The sequence below is a fragment of the Pseudomonas azadiae genome (assembly GCF_019145355.1).
In the GTDB taxonomy this organism is placed as follows: Bacteria; Pseudomonadota; Gammaproteobacteria; order Pseudomonadales; family Pseudomonadaceae; genus Aquipseudomonas; species Aquipseudomonas azadiae.
Genome location: NZ_JAHSTY010000001.1, coordinates 263,148 through 278,645 on the forward strand (window position 1 = coordinate 263,148; position 15,498 = coordinate 278,645).

At 59.7% G+C, this 15,498-nt stretch carries 15 protein-coding genes; 2 read left to right on the forward strand and 13 right to left on the reverse strand.

Annotated elements, in window-relative coordinates; all coding sequences use genetic code 11:
• Positions 1-107: 107 nt before the first annotated feature.
• The 12 genes from garD to rplM all read right to left on the reverse strand — a co-directional run bounded on the left by garD (position 108) and on the right by rplM (position 11,766).
• The gene (gene garD / locus KVG91_RS01215) at positions 108-1,661 is read right to left on the reverse strand and encodes a galactarate dehydratase (RefSeq protein ID WP_169374521.1); all 1,554 of its coding nucleotides are present in this window, start codon (positions 1,659-1,661) and stop codon (positions 108-110) included.
• Between the two features lie 11 nt (positions 1,662-1,672).
• Positions 1,673-3,037, reverse strand: coding sequence for an MFS transporter (locus KVG91_RS01220; protein ID WP_169374519.1), 1,365 nt, complete (start codon positions 3,035-3,037; stop codon positions 1,673-1,675).
• Between the two features lie 183 nt (positions 3,038-3,220).
• Positions 3,221-4,666, reverse strand: coding sequence for an aldehyde dehydrogenase family protein (locus KVG91_RS01225; protein WP_169374518.1), 1,446 nt, complete (start codon positions 4,664-4,666; stop codon positions 3,221-3,223).
• A 54-nt stretch (positions 4,667-4,720) separates the two neighbouring features.
• On the reverse strand, positions 4,721-5,632 hold the full coding sequence (gene kdgD / locus KVG91_RS01230; RefSeq protein ID WP_169374517.1) for a 5-dehydro-4-deoxyglucarate dehydratase: 912 nt from the start codon (positions 5,630-5,632) through the stop codon (positions 4,721-4,723).
• Between the two features lie 342 nt (positions 5,633-5,974).
• A complete protein-coding gene (locus KVG91_RS01235; protein ID WP_169374516.1) occupies positions 5,975-6,724 on the reverse strand; it encodes a FadR/GntR family transcriptional regulator in 750 nt (249 codons plus the stop codon).
• Positions 6,725-6,882: 158 nt separating this feature from the next.
• Entirely contained in the window at positions 6,883-7,302 is a 420-nt protein-coding gene (locus KVG91_RS01240; protein ID WP_169374515.1) for a ClpXP protease specificity-enhancing factor, read from the reverse strand.
• A gap of 17 nt (positions 7,303-7,319) precedes the next feature.
• Positions 7,320-7,937 (reverse strand): glutathione S-transferase N-terminal domain-containing protein, encoded by a 618-nt coding sequence (locus KVG91_RS01245; protein WP_155583525.1) that lies wholly within the window; start codon positions 7,935-7,937, stop codon positions 7,320-7,322.
• Between the two features lie 146 nt (positions 7,938-8,083).
• Positions 8,084-8,860, reverse strand: a complete 777-nt coding sequence (locus tag KVG91_RS01250) for a cytochrome c1 (protein WP_169374514.1) — start codon at positions 8,858-8,860, stop codon at positions 8,084-8,086.
• Positions 8,860-10,071: a cytochrome b gene (locus KVG91_RS01255; RefSeq protein WP_003188526.1), complete on the reverse strand. Its 1,212-nt coding sequence runs from the start codon at positions 10,069-10,071 to the stop codon at positions 8,860-8,862. Before KVG91_RS01255 ends, KVG91_RS01250 begins: the two co-directional genes overlap by 1 nt.
• A complete protein-coding gene (gene petA / locus KVG91_RS01260; RefSeq protein ID WP_003188524.1) occupies positions 10,071-10,664 on the reverse strand; it encodes a ubiquinol-cytochrome c reductase iron-sulfur subunit in 594 nt (197 codons plus the stop codon). The genes KVG91_RS01255 and petA overlap by 1 nt, the downstream gene beginning before the upstream one ends.
• A 266-nt stretch (positions 10,665-10,930) precedes the next feature.
• The gene (gene rpsI / locus KVG91_RS01265; protein ID WP_003171743.1) at positions 10,931-11,323 is read right to left on the reverse strand and encodes a 30S ribosomal protein S9; all 393 of its coding nucleotides are present in this window, start codon (positions 11,321-11,323) and stop codon (positions 10,931-10,933) included.
• 14 nt (positions 11,324-11,337) lie between these two features.
• Positions 11,338-11,766 carry a 50S ribosomal protein L13 gene (gene rplM, locus KVG91_RS01270; protein ID WP_003171742.1) on the reverse strand — a complete coding sequence of 143 codons (429 nt, stop codon included), beginning with the start codon at positions 11,764-11,766 and terminating at the stop codon, positions 11,338-11,340.
• A gap of 249 nt (positions 11,767-12,015) precedes the next feature.
• Here rplM and KVG91_RS01275 point away from each other — a divergent pair, with 249 nt between their 5' ends.
• A complete protein-coding gene (locus KVG91_RS01275; protein ID WP_169374513.1) occupies positions 12,016-13,056 on the forward strand; it encodes an NADP(H)-dependent aldo-keto reductase in 1,041 nt (346 codons plus the stop codon).
• 112 nt (positions 13,057-13,168) lie between these two features.
• Here the strand turns inward: KVG91_RS01275 and KVG91_RS01280 are convergent, their stop codons facing one another.
• Positions 13,169-14,305 carry an acyl-CoA dehydrogenase family protein gene (locus KVG91_RS01280; protein WP_169374512.1) on the reverse strand — a complete coding sequence of 379 codons (1,137 nt, stop codon included), beginning with the start codon at positions 14,303-14,305 and terminating at the stop codon, positions 13,169-13,171.
• Between the two features lie 220 nt (positions 14,306-14,525).
• Here KVG91_RS01280 and KVG91_RS01285 point away from each other — a divergent pair, with 220 nt between their 5' ends.
• Complete coding sequence (locus KVG91_RS01285) at positions 14,526-15,446, forward strand: GlxA family transcriptional regulator (RefSeq protein ID WP_178114970.1); 921 nt, start codon at positions 14,526-14,528, stop codon at positions 15,444-15,446.
• Positions 15,447-15,498: the final 52 nt, after the last annotated feature.

Genomic DNA, 15,498 nt, shown 5'->3' on the forward strand with positions numbered 1-15,498 from the left:
AAATGTGCAGATACTTATGCTGCAATAGCGGAGTTTCAGGCAATACAGCTGTTACTGATACACCGCCATCGCAGGCAAGCCAGCTCCCACAAGGTTCGCGCCAGCCCTCAGGTAATCGGCGCCGGGTTGAACAAGGTGATGTCGTTATGCAGCTTGTGATGCTCGGCCCACGTCTGCTTCCTGCCGCTGGCTACGTCCAGGTAGAAGTGGAACAACTCCCAGCCCAGCGCCTCGATGCTCGCACGTCCGGTGGCGATGCGCCCGGCGTCGATATCGATCAGGTCCGGCCAACGCTGCGCCAGCTCCGTACGCGTCGACACCTTCACCACCGGCGCCATCGCCAGCCCGTACGGCGTGCCGCGCCCGGTGGTGAACACATGCAGGTTCATCCCCGCCGCCAGTTGCAAAGTCCCGCACACGAAGTCACTGGCCGGTGTGGCACAAAAGATCAGGCCCTTGCCCTTGAAACGCTCGCCTGGGCCCAGTACGCCGTTGATCGCGCTGCTACCGGATTTGACAATGGAGCCCAAGGACTTCTCGACGATGTTCGACAACCCGCCCTTCTTGTTGCCCGGCGTGGTGTTGGCGCTGCGATCGGCCTCGCCCTTGGCCAGGTAACGGTCGTACCAGTCCATTTCCCGCACCAACTCTTCGGCAACTTCCTTCGTCTCTGCGCGAGAAGTCAGCAAGTAGATGGCGTCACGCACTTCGGTGACTTCGGAAAACATCACCGTCGCCCCGGCCCGCAGCAGCAAGTCCGAGGCATAGCCCAACGCCGGGTTGGCGGTGATCCCGGAGAACGCATCACTGCCGCCGCACTGCATGCCCAGGATCAGCTCGGATGCCGGCACGGTTTCGCGGCGGCGCTGATCGAGCTTCTTCAAGCGCACCTCGGCCAGTTCCATGATCTGCTCGATCATTTCGGTAAAGCCGTGACTGGAGTCCTGCAAGCGGTACAACCAGGGCTCGCTCAGGTCCACCGAGCTGTCGTTGTCATGCATCACCTGGCCGGCCTGCAACTTCTCGCAGCCCAGGCTGATCACCAGCGCTTCGCCGCCCAGGTTCGGGTTGCGCGCCAGGTTGCGCACGGTGCGGATCGGGATGTAGGCATCCGTCGCAGTGATCGCGACCCCGCAGCCGTAGCTGTGGGTCAACGCCACCACGTCATCAACGTGCGGGTAGTTGGGCAGCAACTCGTCCTTGATGCGCTTGACCGCATGGTCCAGCACCCCGGTCACGCATTGCACGGTGGTGGTAATGCCGAGGATATTGCGCGTGCCGACCGTGCCGTCGGCGTTGCGGTAACCCTCGAACGTGAACCCTTCCAGCGGCGCCTGGGCCTGCGGCACTTCGGTGGACAGCGGCAAGCTGTCCAGCGGCGGCGCGGTGGGCATGCGCAACTGGTCTTCCTGCACCCAACTGCCGCGCGGAATCGGCGCCAGGGCATAACCGATGGTCTGGCCGTAGCGAATGATCTCGCCACCCTCGGGGATATCTTCCAGGGTCACCTTGTGGCTCTGCGGGATAAAATCCACGGTCACCAGGCCGTCCGGGAACTCGGTCCCGGCCGGTACGCCCTGGTCATTGACCACGATCACCACGTTGTCGCGCGCGTGCAAACGAATCGAGCGCGGCGAGTCGGCATGTTCAATCAACTGCATCACGGTGCCTCTCAGGAATGCGCTTCGGTTAGGGTGGTCAACTCTGGCCCCTTGCTTGGTGGCTCTTTGAGTACTACACGCTTGATCGGGCCGACGATGACCAGATAGCTGAACACTGCCACCAGCGCGTTGGCGCCGACGAACACCAAGGCCCACTTGAACGAGCCGGTGGTGCTGATGATGTAGCCGATCACGATTGGCGTGGTGATCGAGGCCAGGTTACCGAAGGTGTTGAACAAGCCGCCACTGAGGCCGGCGATTTGTTTCGGCGAAGTGTCGGACACCACCGCCCAACCCAGTGCGCCAACGCCTTTGCCAAAGAAGGCCAACGCCATGAAGCCCACCACCATCCATTCAACGTCGACGTAGTTGCACGCAATGATGCTGCTGGAAACCAGCAGCCCGGCGATGATCGGCGCCTTGCGGGCGAAGGTCAGCGAATGCCCCTTGCGCAGCAGGTAGTCTGAAATCACGCCGCCGAGCACGCCACCGATAAAGCCGCAGATCGCCGGTAACGAGGCGATGAAACCGGCCTTGAGGATGGTCATGCCACGGTCCTGCACCAGGTAAACCGGGAACCAGGTCAGGAAGAAATACGTGATGCCGTTGATGCAGTACTGGCCCAGGTAAACACCGAGCATCATGCGGTTGGTCAGCAACTGACGGATGTAATCCCACTTTGGACCGTCGGTTTTCTTACCCTTGCCCTTGTCCTGGTCCATGTCGACCATCGCGCCATTGGCGGCGATGTGATTGAACTCGGCCTCGTTGATCATCGGGTGCTGGCGCGGGCTGTGGATGACTTTCAGCCAGATCAGCGAGAACACGATACCGATCACGCCCATCACGATAAACACGTGCTGCCAGCCGAAGCGGTAGACGATCCAGCCCATCAACGGTGCGAACAACACGGTGGCGAAGTATTGCGCCGAGTTGAAGATCGCCGAAGCTGTACCGCGCTCGGCGGTAGGAAACCAGGCCGCCACGATGCGTGCGTTACCCGGGAAGGAAGGCGCTTCGGCCAGGCCCACCATGAAGCGCAGCATGAACAGTGCAACCACGGCGGTGGAGACACCGAACTCACCCACATAGCCTTGCAGCACGGTGAACAGGGACCAGGTGAAGATGCTCAAGGCATAGATTTTTTTCGAGCCGAAGCGGTCCAGCAGCCAGCCACCGGGAATTTGCCCGGCCACGTAGGCCCAACCGAATGCGGAGAAGATATAACCGAGGGTGACCGCGTCGATGCCGAGGTCTTTTTGCAGGCTGGAGCCTGCGATGGCGATAGTGGCCCGGTCGGCATAGTTGATCGTGGTCACCAGGAACAGCATGAGCAGGATCAAATAGCGGACGTGGGTCGGCTTGGTCGCTTGCATGTAGAAGTACTCCCACTAATTATTTTTTTTGCGGGTAATTTTTATGTGTGCCAATGGGAACCGCTTCATGTGGGAGCTGGCTTGCCTGCGATGCAGTCACCTCGGTGCGTCAGTTACACCGGGTTGATGCCATCGCAGGCAAGCCGGCTCCCACAAGAGCCGGTTGCCACAAGGTGTTGCGTGTTACGAGCCGATGTAGCTGGTCTTCACCACGGTGTAGAACTCTTGCGCATAGCGACCTTGCTCACGCGAACCGTAGGAAGAGCCCTTACGGCCACCGAACGGCACGTGGTAATCCACGCCGGCGGTGGGCAGGTTGACCATCACCATCCCGGCCTGGGAGTGGCGCTTGAAGTGGTTGGCATACTTGAGCGACGTGGTGGCGATACCTGCCGACAAGCCGAACTCGGTGTCATTGGCCATGGCCAGCGCCGCCTCGTAGTCCGCCACGCGCACGACGTTGGCCACCGGGCCGAAGATTTCTTCGCGGCTGATGCGCATCTGGGCTTCGCTGTCAGCAAACAGCGTCGGCGCCAGGTAGTAGCCCTCTGTGTCGCACGTCACCAGGCCGCCACCGCTGACCAACCGCGCGCCTTCGCCTTGGCCGATCTCGATGTACTTCATGTCCTGGTCCAACTGGGCCTGGGAAACCACCGGGCCGATGTCGGTACCGCTTTTGAGCGCGTGGCCGACCTTGATCGACTTCATGCGCTCGGCCATGGCCGCGACGAACTGGTCGTGGATACCGGCAGTCACGATCAGGCGGCTGGAGGCGGTGCAACGCTGGCCGGTGGAGTAGAACGCGCTCTGTACCGACAGCTCGACGGCCTGCTTGAGGTCGGCGTCGTCGAGAATGATCTGCGGGTTCTTGCCGCCCATCTCCAACTGCACTTTGGCCTGGCGCGATACGCAGCTGACGGCGATCTGGCGACCGACACCGACGGAGCCGGTAAAGCTGATGCCATCGACTTTCGGGCTGTTGACCAGCACATCGCCAACCACTCGACCGCTGCCCATCACCAGGTTGAACACACCGGCCGGGAAGCCGGCGCGGGAAATGATTTCCGCCAGGGCCCAGGCGCAGCCCGGTACCAGTTCAGCCGGCTTGATCACCACGCAGTTGCCGTAGGCCAGGGCCGGGGCGATCTTCCACGCGGGGATGGCGATCGGGAAGTTCCATGGGGTGATCAAACCGACCACGCCCAGGGCTTCACGGGTGACTTCAACGTTGACGCCCGGACGCACCGACGGCACATAGTCGCCCGACAGGCGCAGGCATTCACCGGCGAAGAACTTGAAGATGTTACCGGCGCGGGTCACTTCGCCGATGGCTTCGGGCAGGGTCTTGCCCTCTTCACGGGCCAGCAGGGTGCCGAGTTCTTCGCGGCGCGCGAGGATCTCGCTGCCGACTTTGTCCAGGGCATCATGGCGAGCCTGAATCCCGGAGGTGGACCAGGCCGGGAACGCGGCACGCGCAGCATCGATGGCAGCGTTGACCTGGGCAACATCCGCCTTGGCGTATTCGCCAATGACGTCGGACAACTCTGACGGGTTGAGGTTGACGCAGTAGTCGGCGCCGGCCACCCATTGGCCATTGATGTAGTTTTCAAAACGTAGGGCTTGGGACACGAATCTTCTCCTTCACGCAAAAGGCCGCTGATTGCTCAGCGGCCTTATAGATAGTTATTGCGGGCCTTGCTTATCGATCAGCGCGGCCAGGGCTTCGTATTCTTCCGGCAGCAGATCGGTCAGCGGCGTACGGACGGGGCCGGCGTCATAACCTGCGATTCTTGCACCGGCCTTGACGATGCTCACGGCGTACCCGGCTTTGCGGTTACGGATGTCCAGGTAGGGCAGGAAGAAGTCATCGATGATCTTGCCGACGGTGGCGTGATCTTCGCGGGCAATCGCGTGGTAGAAGTCCATCGCGGTTTTCGGGATGAAGTTGAACACCGCCGAGGAGTACACCGGCACGCCCAAGGCCTTGTAGGCGGCGGCGTAAACCTCTGCAGTCGGCAGGCCGCCGAGGTAGCTGAAACGGTCGCCGAGGCGACGGCGGATTGACACCATCAACTCGATGTCACCCAGGCCATCCTTGTAGCCGATCAGGTTCGGGCAGCGCTCGGCCAGGCGTTCCAGCAGTGGCGCGGTCAGGCGGCAGACGTTGCGGTTGTAGACCACCACGCCGATCTTGACCGACTTGCACACGGCTTCAACGTGGGCGGCAACGCCGTCCTGGCTGGCTTCGGTGAGGTAGTGAGGCAGCAACAGCAGGCCTTTGGCGCCGAGGCGCTCGGCCTCCTGGGCATACTCGATGGCCTGGCGGGTTGCACCGCCCACGCCCGCCAGGATCGGCACGCTGGTGGCGCAAGTATCAACGGCGGTTTTCACCACCTGGGAGTATTCGCTGGCGGCGAGGGAGAAAAACTCACCGGTGCCGCCGGCAGCGAACAAGGCGGTGGCGCCATACGGGGCCAGCCATTCCAGACGCTTGATGTAGCCCGCCTGGTGAAAATCACCCTGGGCATTGAAATCGGTCACGGGGAAAGACAACAAACCGTGGGAAAGGATGGACTTCAGTTCTTGTGGATTCATTATTCGAACACCCTGGGAAAGACTTTCTGTCGAAAGGTTATTGTTGGTTTTGGTGATGTCGTACGTCATCGTACAACTATAAAAAGATTCGTCAACTGCAATTCATCAGTGTTGAGCTTTGAGGTGTTGAGCTATGGGGGTGAGAACAAGGCGCTGCGTTGCGAAGATGTGAGTTGATTAGAGGTAACTACACAACCCTGTAGTGAGCGGGCTTGCCCCGCGCTGGGCCGCGAAGCCGCCCCAAAACCAGGCGACCTGGTTTTATCTGGAAACACCCTGGTGCCTTTATTGGGGCGGCTTCGCCACCCAGCGCGGGACAAGCCCGCTCACTACAGGCGATCCTTAACCGCGCTGGGCCTCCGCCTCTTCGTGGGCGTGGCGCAGCCGCTCCCGGCTATTGGTCAAATGCAAGCGCATCGCCGCCCGCGCCGCATCCGAATCCTGGCGTGCAATCGCCTCATAAATCTCTTCGTGCTCGCGACTCAAGCGCCCCATGTAGTGCTGCTGGTCATCATGAGCCAGGCGCGCCGAATTCAGGCGGGTGCGCGGAATGATACTGGTGCCCAGGTGGGTCATGATGTCGGTGAAGTAGCGATTGCCGGTGGACAGCGCGATTTCCAGGTGGAACGCAAAATCGGAGGCCACCGCATCGCCGGCGTGCGCCGCGCTTTCATTCAATGCATCAAGGGCTGCGCGCATGGCGGCCAGTTGTTCGTCGCTGCGGCGCAAGGCGGCCAGACCGGCGGACTCCACTTCGAGACTGATCCGCAGTTCCAGGATCGCCAGCACGTCACGCAGGGTTACCACGGTAGCCGGGTCGATGCGAAAGCCGCTTGGACTTGGGGTGTCCAGCACAAAGGTGCCGATACCATGGCGGGTTTCTACCTGCCCCGCCGCCTGCAAGCGCGAGATCGCTTCACGCACCACGGTTCGGCTGACGCCATGGGCCTCCATGATCGCCGACTCGGTGGGCAGTTTGTCGCCACGCTTGAGTTGGCCGTCGCGGATCTGCTCGGACAACACCGTGACCAATTCCTGGGCAAGGCTGCGGCGCTTGCGGGGAAGACGAGGGGCGGTGGCGGTGTTATCCATGATGATCCATTTTTCTCGGCGAACTTGAGCACGCATCATAGCCCATGGCTGTTGTACGATCACCGTCCAGGCACGACTTTCATCCATATCCTGCGCGCAAAAAAATGCCCCGACACAGGTCGAGGCATTTTTTTGGCCCGCTCCGAGGAGAACGCCGGTTATTTCACCACTTTCAGGCTCGGCCGGCCGCTGGGACGCGGTGGCTCGGCGTCTGGTGGCGGCAGATCGTCGCCGTCTGTGCTTTCGACCATTTCGTCATCCTCGAAAGGCGACTCCAGATCGAACACCATGCCTTGGCCGTTTTCCCGGGCATAAATGCCGAGAATAGCGCCAATTGGCACGTACAGCGTGTGCGGCACACCGCCGAAACGCCCTTCGAAGCTCACCGCTTCGTTGTCCATGTGCAGGTGGCGCACGGCGCTGGGCGATACGTTCAGCACAATTTGCCCGTCGCTGGCAAAACCCTGCGGTACCTGAACCGCAGGAAATTCGGAATTGACCAGCATGTGCGGGGTGCAATCGTTGTCCACAATCCACTCATAGAGCGCGCGGACCAGGTAGGGTCGACTGGAGTTCATCAGCGGCTCCTTAAGCCTTAGCGCATATCGCGTTCGACGCCAGACAGACTCGCCTGGAAAGCCTCACGCGCAAACTGGCGCTCCATGTAATCAAGCAGCGGCTTGGCCGGCCGCGGCAGTTCAATACCCAGAATCGGCAAGCGCCAGAGTATCGGTAATAGGCAGCAATCCACCAAGCTTTGTTCCTCACTGAGGAAAAAAGGTTTATCGGCGAACAACGGCGAAACGCCGGTCAGGCTTTCGCGCAATTCCTTACGCGCCTGCACACGTGCCGCTTCTTTACTGCGTGAATCCAGAATCAGATCCACCAGCCCACACCAGTCACGCTGGATCCGATGGATCAGCAGGCGGCTGTTGGCACGCGCCACCGGATACACCGGCAGCAAAGGCGGATGCGGGTAACGCTCATCCAGGTATTCCATCACCACGGTTGACTCCCACAACGCCAGGTCACGATCGACCAGGGTGGGCAAGCTGCCGTAAGGGTTCACTTCGATCAGTTTGGGTGGGTGACGACCTGCTTCCACACTGATGATCTCGGCGCTGACACCCTTCTCTGCGAGCACGATGCGTACTCGGTGGGAATAGTGGTCGGCGGGGTCGGAGTAACAGGCCAACCGGTTGGTCACGCCCATGGCGGTCCTCCTCGCTTGTTGAAATTATCGAAAGCTCAAAAACGAGCGCGCCCAGGGAGCATCTCTGTAACGTCCGGAACAACCAGATCGCTACTTCAGAGGTGCCGCTGGGCGCGCAAGATTAACAGCAATTGCCTACGGTTGGATCAATGCACATCCTTCCAGTATTCGCGTTTGAGCAAGTAGGCGAATACGAAGAAGAACGCCAGGTACAGCAACACATAAGTACCGATGCGCTGATGCTGCAGTTTGACCGGGTTGGCCGAGTAGGCCAGGAAGGTCACGAGGTTCTTGACCTTCTCGTCGAACTGCTCGTTTGTCAACGAACCTGGGGTTTCTATCTTCAGCTGATCGCACGCTTCATGGGTCAAAGGCGTGCCGGTCAGCGGATCGTATTGCTTCTTGCCGTCTTCAACGACCTGGATCTGCGTGCATCCTACCACTTGCTTGCCTTGCAGGCCGACCAGAACGTTAGGCATGCCGACGTTCGGGAACACGCGGTTGTTCACGCCGTAGGGGCGCGCCGGGTCTTCGTAGAAGGATTTCAGGTAGCCATAGAGCCAGTCGGTGCCGCGTACACGTGCCACCAGGGTCAAGTCAGGCGGTGCCGCGCCGAACCAGGTCTTGGCGTCGGCAGGCTTCATGCCGATGTTCATGTGGTCGCCGATCTTGGCGCCGGTGAACACCAGTTTCTCCAGCATCATTTCATGGGGAATGCCCAGGTCGTCGGCGACACGCTCGTAGCGCTGGAACTTGGCGCTGTGGCAGCCCATGCAATAGTTGGCGAAGGTGCGCGCACCGTCCTGCATGGCGGCCTTGTCCGACACGTCGATATCGACTTTTTCCAGCTCCGCGCCGTGCTCGGCAGCGAAAGACAGCAGCGGCAACGCCGCAAGCATCAATGCAACAAATAACTTTTTCATCAGCCAGTCACCCTTTCCGGAACCGGTTTGGTCTTCTCGAGCCGGGTGTAGAACGGCATCAGAATGAAGTAGGCGAAGTACAGGAAGGTGCAGACCTGCGACAGCAATGTCCGCTCAGGGGTCGGCGCCAATACGCCCAGCACGCCCAGGATCACGAACGAAATGCAGAACACCCACAGCCAGATCTTGCTCAGCCAGCCTTTGTAGCGCATGGACTTGACCGGGCTGCGGTCAAGCCAAGGCAACACGAACAGCACCGCAATGGCCGCGCCCATGGCGATCACGCCCATGAGCTTGTCGGGGATCGCCCGCAAGATCGCGTAGAACGGCGTGAAATACCAGACCGGGGCGATGTGCTCGGGTGTTTTGAAGGCGTTGGCCTGTTCGAAGTTGGGCTTCTCCAGGAAATAACCGCCCATCTCCGGGAAGAAGAAGACGATCGAGCAGAACACGAACAGGAACACCACTACGCCGACGATGTCTTTGACGGTGTAATAAGGATGGAACGGAATGCCATCCAGCGGGATGCCGTTTTCGTCCTTGTGCTTCTTGATGTCCACGCCATCCGGGTTGTTGGAACCGACCTCGTGCAGCGCCAGGATGTGCAACACCACCAGGCCCAGGATCACGATGGGCAAGGCCACCACGTGCAAGGCGAAGAAGCGGTTCAGCGTGATACCCGAGATCAGGTAGTCACCACGGATCCACTGGGTCAGGTCATTGCCGATCACCGGGATCGCACCGAACAGCGAGATGATCACCTGGGCGCCCCAGTACGACATCTGGCCCCAGGGCAGCAGGTAACCCATGAAGGCCTCGGCCATCAGCGCCAGGTAGATCAGCATGCCGAAGACCCAGACCAGTTCGCGGGGCTTCTGGTACGAGCCGTACAGCAAGCCACGGAACATATGCAGGTAGACGACAATGAAGAACGCCGAGGCGCCGGTGGAGTGCAGCAGGCGCAGGATCGAGCCGTACTCGACGTCACGCATGATGTACTCGACGGAAGCAAACGCCTCTTCCGCCGACGGGGTGTAGCTCATCGTCAGCCAGACACCGGTAACAATCTGGTTGACCAACACCAGCAGTGCCAGGGAACCGAAGAAGTAGAAGAAGTTGAAGTTTTTTGGCGCGTAATATTTGCTGAGATGGTCTTCCCACATTTTAGTGGCGGGGAAGCGCGCATCCACCCAATCCATGAACTTGCTCATCACGCGTTCTCCTTGTCGAGGCCAATGACAATGATGTCGTCAGATTCGTAATTGTGCGGAGGAACCGGCAAGTTCAAGGGCGCAGGCTGGGACTTGTAGACGCGGCCGGCGAGGTCGTAGTGGGAACCGTGGCAGGGGCAGAAATAACCGCCGACCCAATCCTTGCCCAAATCGACCGGGGCCACTTCCGGGCGAAAGGTAGGCGAGCAACCCAGGTGGGTGCAGAGACCCACCAGCAGCAGGATCTCCGGCTTGATCGAACGTGCTTCGTTCTTGGCGTAGGCGGGCTGGTCGGATTTCTCGGATGTGGGGTCAGACAACTGGCCTTCGATCTTCTTGAGATTCCCCAGGATTTCCTCTGTGCGACGAACGATAAACACCGGCTGGCCGCGCCACTCAGCAATCATTTGCTGCCCTGGCTCGATCTTGCTGACATTCACCTTCACCGGTGCACCTGCGGCTTTCGCCTTGGCACTGGGAAACCATGACCCCACGAACGGGACCGCAGCCCCCACCGCTCCTGCAGCACCCACCACGGATGTGGCTGCCACCAAGAAGCGACGCCGGCCTGCATTCACGCCGTCATTGCTCATTCAGTCCTCTCCCATCAGCTTTTTGGCCTGTTAAATCAGGCGTCTACTAAGTATTGAATCTTTGCTTATAAAAATTTTGCCGAATGGTAATGAAAAGCCCCACGTATGACAAGGGAATTGCCCGGCGCTCAGCTCCCAGGCCTTGTAGTATAGGGGGTCTACGGATGTGGCAAGTTGTCACGGCGATTTTTATGCATAAATCGCAGGCAATAAAAAACGCCCAGCTCCGTGAAGAGGCTGGGCGTTTTTGTGGAACGTAAAGCGAATTAACGCTTCGAGTACTGCGGACGCTTACGCGCTTTACGCAGACCGACTTTCTTACGTTCAACTTCACGGGCATCACGAGTCACGAAGCCAGCTTTGCGCAGAGCGCCACGCAGGGTTTCGTCGTACTGCATCAGCGCGCGAGTGATACCGTGGCGGATTGCGCCAGCTTGACCACTTACACCGCCACCGATAACGGTGACGTAGATGTCGAACTTTTCAACAGTCTCGGTCAGTTCCAGCGGCTGACGAACTACCATGCGGGCAGTTTCGCGGCCGAAGAAGTTGTCCAGAGTGCGGTTGTTGATCGAGATGTTACCAGTGCCCGGACGCAGGAAAACGCGTGCGGTTGCGGTTTTGCGACGGCCAGTGCCGTAATTTTGAGTCGCCGACATAATGAACTATTCCGTTAAAACTTCAGTTCTTGGGGCTGCTGAGCAGCATGAGGGTGTACAGCGCCCGCATAGACTTTCAGCTTGCGAAACATATCGCGACCCAGTGGGCCCTTAGGCAGCATGCCTTTGACCGCGATTTCGATCGGGGCTTCAGGCTTCTTGGAGATCAGGCCTTCAAAGTTGGAAGACTTGATACCGCCTGGGAAACCGGAGTGACGGTAGTACATTTTGTCTTGCGCTTTGTTGCCGGTAACACGTACCTGCTCAGCGTTGATGATCACGATGTAGTCACCGGTGTCAACGTGAGGGGTGTACTCAGGCTTGTGCTTGCCACGCAGACGGCTGGCGACTTCAGTGGCCAGACGACCCAGGGTCTGACCAGCGGCGTCGACGACAAACCAGTCGCGCTGAACTGTTTCCGGTTTTGCAGTAAAAGTTGTCATTCTTTAATAGCCTCAGGGGCCGCCCTGTAAATTAGACGGCGGATCTTACTGAATAGTGCGTACTTTGACAAGGTCAAAGGCAGCCGGATACAGACGCTATCGGGGGCTCGGGTCAGCGCGTCCGTTCAACGGCAAGATTCTTCGGCAGGCGGCGCATCACTTCCACTGCAGAAAGAGGTGGGCAATTATGCAGATTGCGAAAAAAAATTCAACCTGCTTTTATGATTGTTTTCCCTGAAGGAGTACCCGATGGATTATCGACAGCTGGGCCGTACGGATCTGAACGTGAGCGCGATAGCCCTGGGCACCATGACCTGGGGCGAGCAGAACAGCGAGGCAGAGGCCTTCGCGCAGATCGAGCGGGCCAAAGGCGCGGGGATCAACTTCCTCGACACCGCCGAAATGTACCCGGTGCCGCCCAAGGCCGACACCTATGCCACCACCGAACGCTACATCGGCAATTACTTCAAAAGCCGTGGTGACCGCGCCGACTGGATCCTCGCCAGCAAGATCGCAGGCCCCGGCAACACCATCGACTACATCCGCGACGGCTACCTGCGCCACAACCGCAAGCACATCGCCGAGGCACTCGATGCCAGCCTCCAGCGCCTGCAGACCGACTGGATCGACCTCTACCAGCTGCACTGGCCGGAGCGCAGCACCAACTTCTTCGGCCAATTGAGCTACAAGCACAAGGACGAAGACGACCTCACCCCGCTGGAGGAAACCCTCGAGGCGCTGGATGAACAGGTCAAGGCCGGCAAGATCCGCCACATCGGCCTGTCCAACGAAACGCCGTGGGGCACCATGAAATTCCTGGCCTTGGCGGAAGCCCGTGGCTGGCCCCGCGCGGTGTCGATCCAGAACCCTTACAACCTGCTCAACCGCAGTTTCGAAGTAGGCCTGGCGGAAGTCGCGATACGTGAACAATGCGGCCTGCTGGCGTATTCGCCACTGGCATTCGGCATGCTCAGCGGCAAGTACGAAGACGGCGCGCGCCCGGCCAAGGCACGCCTGACGGAGTACAGCCGCTTCAGCCGCTACTTCAACCCGCAGTCGGAAGCGGCGTGCAGCCGTTATGTGGCGCTGGCACGGGAACATGGCCTGGACCCGGCGCAGATGGCGCTGGCGTTTGTGACGCAGCAACCGTTTGTGACCAGCAACATCATTGGCGCGACGTCGCTTGCGCAGTTGGACAGCAACATTGCCAGTGCCGACTTGAAACTGTCCAAAGAGGTGCTGGAAGGGATTGAGGCGATTCAGAAGGATCATCCGAATCCTGCGCCTTGATTGATCTTTAAACCGCTATCGCAGGCAAGCCAGCTCCCACCTTCCGAATTGTGAACACCGTCAATGTGGGAGCTGGCTTGCCTGCGATGGCGCCCTCAAAAGCACCACAAGATCAAAGCGCCCGCGCAATGATCTCCTTCATGATCTCATTGGTCCCCGCATAAATGCGCTGCACCCGCGCATCCGCCCAGGCCCGGGCAATCGGGTATTCCCACATGAAGCCGTAACCGCCGTGCAACTGCACGCACTCATCGAGCACCTTGCATTGCAGGTCGGTGGCCCAGTACTTGGCCATCGCCGCCGTGGGCACGTCCAGCTTGCCTTCCAGATGCAACGCCATGCACGTGTCGACAAATACACGGCCGATCTGGATCTCGGTGGCCATCTCCGCCAACTTGAAGCGCGTGTTCTGGAAGTCGGCAATCGCCTTGCCGAACGCCTTGCGCTCACGGGTGTATTCCAAGGTCCATTGCAGCGCCGCCTCGGCGGATGACAAGGCGCCAATCGCCACCGTCAAACGCTCCTGAGGCAACTCCTGCATCAGATACGCGAAGCCCATGCCCGCCTGGCCCAACAGATTTTCCCTGGGCACACGCACGTCCTGGAAGAACAGCTCCGACGTGTCCTGGGCCTTCATGCCTACCTTTTCCAGGCGCTTGCCCTTGGCGAAGCCGGGCGTGTCGGCTTCCACCAGGAACAGGCTGGTGCCCTTCGCGCCCGCCTTGGGATCGGTCTTGGCGACCACGATTACCAGGTCGGCCAGGTAGCCATTGGTGATAAACGTCTTGGAGCCGTTGATCACGTACTCGTCGCCGTCCGGCACGGCAGTCGTCTTGACCCCTTGCAGGTCGGAACCGGCCCCCGGCTCCGTCATGGCAATGGCCGTGACCATCTCGCCGGAGATCAACCTGGGCAGGTAGCGATGCTTCAGCGCCTCGCTGCCGTAATGCAGGATGTAGGGCGCGACAATGTCCGAGTGCAAGGAAAACCCGATGCCGGTCAGGCCCAGCCGGCTGATCTCTTCGATCACCACCGCGCTGTACAGGAAGTCCGCGCCCAGCCCGCCGTATTCTTCCGGCAGGTGGGAACACAGCATCCCCGCCTCCCCCGCCTTGCTCCACAAGCTGCGGTCGATATGGCCTTGTTTCTCCCATTGAGCATGGAACGGCGCGGCGTCTTTTTCGAGAAAGGTGCGCACGCTTTCGCGGAAGAGTTCGTGTTCCGGGCTGAACAAGGTTCTGGCAATCATGGGTCACCTGCAGGGATTGTCGGACAAAAACCAGCCCACAGAGACTATGCCCACAAGGCATCACAGGACACTGGACACATGCGACAAAAAATAAGACGATCCAGCCGTCTGGTGACCACTTTCCCCTATAAGAATAAATGAAATCATGTCTAACCAAATCTCCACGCCCCTGCGGCGCGTCAGCATTTTGGCCATTGATCGGGTATTCGCTTCGACCCTCATGCAAGCCAAGGATTTCTTCCACCTCGCCAGCCTGCGTTACGGCAAGCAACAAGGCCTTGGCCTGACCCCTGCGTTTGAAACGCGCCTGGTCAGCCCCGACGGAAAGTCGGTGCGCAGTTTCAGCGATGTGATCATGCCGGTGGACGGCGGCCTGGAAGACGCCGACATCATCGTGTTGCCGGCGTTCTGGGATGACTTCGATGCCTTGTGCACACACTACCCGCAAGTGCTGCCGTGGCTGCGTGAACAGCATGCACGCGGTGCCGTGCTCTGCGGCGAAGCCACCGGGGTGTTCTGGCTGGCCGAAGCCGGCCTGCTCGACGGCAAGGAGGCGACCACCTATTGGCGCTTCTTCAACGCCTTCAGCGAGCGCTTCCCCAAGGTGCAGCTCAATCAGGACAAACACCTCACCGACGCCGACAACCTGTATTGCGCCGGCGGCACCACTTCGGCGTGCGACCTCTATATCTACTTGATCGAGCGCTTCTGCGGCGCCAACATTGCACAGGCCGTGGCCCGTGACATTCTCTACGAAGTGCAGCGCAGCTATTCGCCTGGACGCATTGGTTTTGGCGGGCAGAAGCTGCACCAGGACGTGATCATCCTGCAGATCCAGCATTGGCTTGAAGAGCATTTCGCCGACAAATTCCGCTTCGAAGATGTCGCCCGGGAACACGGCATGAGCATCCGCAACTTCATGCGCCGCTTTCAGACCGCCACCGGCGACAAACCGCTGCATTACTTGCAACGACTGCGCATCGAGACGGCCAAGGGCTTGCTCTCGGGCAGCCGCAAGAGCATCAAGACCATCAGTTACGAGGTGGGTTACGACGATGCGAGCTTTTTTGCGCGGCTGTTCAGGCAGCACACGGAGTTGTCGCCGAACCAGTATCGGCAGCAGTTTCAGCAAGCCGCATAAACTTCAGGCAAACACAAAGCACTGTGGGAGCTGGCTTGCCTGCGATGGCGGA

What these genes read in the sequence shown, in the direction of transcription:
- rplM (WP_003171742.1), bottom strand. Translation starts at nt 11,766, where the DNA reads ATGACAACTTTTACTGCAAAACCGGAAACAGTTCAGCGCGACTGGTTT.
- KVG91_RS01255 (WP_003188526.1), bottom strand. Translation starts at nt 10,071, where the DNA reads ATGAGCAAGTTCATGGATTGGGTGGATGCGCGCTTCCCCGCCACTAAA.
- KVG91_RS01235 (WP_169374516.1), bottom strand. Translation starts at nt 6,724, where the DNA reads ATGGATAACACCGCCACCGCCCCTCGTCTTCCCCGCAAGCGCCGCAGC.
- KVG91_RS01275 (WP_169374513.1), top strand. Translation starts at nt 12,016, where the DNA reads ATGGATTATCGACAGCTGGGCCGTACGGATCTGAACGTGAGCGCGATA.
- KVG91_RS01285 (WP_178114970.1), top strand. Translation starts at nt 14,526, where the DNA reads ATGCAAGCCAAGGATTTCTTCCACCTCGCCAGCCTGCGTTACGGCAAG.
- rpsI (WP_003171743.1), bottom strand. Translation starts at nt 11,323, where the DNA reads ATGTCGGCGACTCAAAATTACGGCACTGGCCGTCGCAAAACCGCAACC.
- KVG91_RS01240 (WP_169374515.1), bottom strand. Translation starts at nt 7,302, where the DNA reads ATGAACTCCAGTCGACCCTACCTGGTCCGCGCGCTCTATGAGTGGATT.
- KVG91_RS01245 (WP_155583525.1), bottom strand. Translation starts at nt 7,937, where the DNA reads ATGGGCGTGACCAACCGGTTGGCCTGTTACTCCGACCCCGCCGACCAC.
- KVG91_RS01220 (WP_169374519.1), bottom strand. Translation starts at nt 3,037, where the DNA reads ATGCAAGCGACCAAGCCGACCCACGTCCGCTATTTGATCCTGCTCATG.
- garD (WP_169374521.1), bottom strand. Translation starts at nt 1,661, where the DNA reads ATGCAGTTGATTGAACATGCCGACTCGCCGCGCTCGATTCGTTTGCAC.
- KVG91_RS01280 (WP_169374512.1), bottom strand. Translation starts at nt 14,305, where the DNA reads ATGATTGCCAGAACCTTGTTCAGCCCGGAACACGAACTCTTCCGCGAA.
- kdgD (WP_169374517.1), bottom strand. Translation starts at nt 5,632, where the DNA reads ATGAATCCACAAGAACTGAAGTCCATCCTTTCCCACGGTTTGTTGTCT.
- petA (WP_003188524.1), bottom strand. Translation starts at nt 10,664, where the DNA reads ATGAGCAATGACGGCGTGAATGCAGGCCGGCGTCGCTTCTTGGTGGCA.
- KVG91_RS01250 (WP_169374514.1), bottom strand. Translation starts at nt 8,860, where the DNA reads ATGAAAAAGTTATTTGTTGCATTGATGCTTGCGGCGTTGCCGCTGCTG.